This is a genomic window from Streptomyces sp. FH025 (assembly GCF_017427025.1).
Classification (GTDB): domain Bacteria; phylum Actinomycetota; class Actinomycetes; order Streptomycetales; family Streptomycetaceae; genus Kitasatospora.
The window spans coordinates 1-750 of sequence record NZ_JAFLNG010001250.1 but is presented as its reverse complement, the minus strand read 5'-3'; the positions used below and the strand labels follow the sequence as shown (position 1 = coordinate 750).

Below are 750 nucleotides of genomic sequence, written 5' to 3'. Positions count from 1 at the left end.
GGTGGAGTCGTCGTTGAAATACCACTCTGGTCGTGCTGGATGTCTAACCTGGGTCCGTGATCCGGATCAGGGACAGTGTCTGGTGGGTAGTTTAACTGGGGCGGTTGCCTCCTAAAGGGTAACGGAGGCGCCCAAAGGTTCCCTCAGCCTGGTTGGCAATCAGGTGTTGAGTGTAAGTGCACAAGGGAGCTTGACTGTGAGACTGACGGGTCGAGCAGGTACGAAAGTAGGGACTAGTGATCCGGCGGTGGCTTGTGGAAGCGCCGTCGCTCAACGGATAAAAGGTACCCCGGGGATAACAGGCTGATCTTCCCCAAGAGTCCATATCGACGGGATGGTTTGGCACCTCGATGTCGGCTCGTCGCATCCTGGGGCTGGAGTAGGTCCCAAGGGTTGGGCTGTTCGCCCATTAAAGCGGTACGCGAGCTGGGTTTAGAACGTCGTGAGACAGTTCGGTCCCTATCCGCTGTGCGCGTAGGAGTGTTGAGAAGGGCTGTCCCTAGTACGAGAGGACCGGGACGGACGAACCTCTGGTGTGCCAGTTGTTCTGCCAAGGGCATGGCTGGTTGGCTACGTTCGGGAGGGATAACCGCTGAAAGCATCTAAGCGGGAAGCCTGCTTCGAGATGAGCACTCCCACCTCCTTGAGAGGGTAAGGCTCCCAGTAGACGACTGGGTTGATAGGCCGGATATGGAAGCCCTGTGAGGGGTGGAGTTGACCGGTACTAATAGGCCGAGGGCTTGTCCTCAG

1 rRNA gene is annotated in these 750 nt (G+C 57.7%); it reads left to right on the top strand.

The features are described from left to right. Positions 1–748 (top strand): 23S ribosomal RNA (locus J0670_RS38725); the annotation flags it as partial. Positions 749–750 lie beyond the last annotated feature (2 nt).